The sequence below is a fragment of the Flavobacterium solisilvae genome (genome assembly GCF_012911605.1).
Taxonomy (GTDB): domain Bacteria; phylum Bacteroidota; class Bacteroidia; order Flavobacteriales; family Flavobacteriaceae; genus Flavobacterium; species Flavobacterium solisilvae.
In genome coordinates this window covers 1-223 of sequence record NZ_JAAMPT010000013.1, presented here as the reverse complement: position 1 = coordinate 223, position 223 = coordinate 1, and the positions used below count along the sequence as shown (strand labels likewise).

Genomic DNA, 223 nt, shown 5'->3' with positions numbered 1-223 from the left:
GGTTAGTCAAATTAGTGTATACCGATGGATTTGTAATCAATGTTGTTAAGGTTGCATCCTCATAAAACGCTACGCTGTAGGTTGATACTGGCGTGGTTTGATTGCCTTCTAATAAATCTGGAATTTGGCTCGTTAAATCAAATACTTCGGTGTTGTCGTTACCTGTTGGATCGGATTCACAGATTTGGTACACATTATTGGTGCCAACAATATCTACTGTTGG

General features: G+C 39.0%; 1 protein-coding gene. It reads right to left on the bottom strand.

The annotated features are described in order from the left end of the window. A partial coding sequence (locus tag G6042_RS00065) for a hypothetical protein (RefSeq protein WP_169522290.1) occupies positions 1–223 on the bottom strand: 223 nt, incomplete at both ends.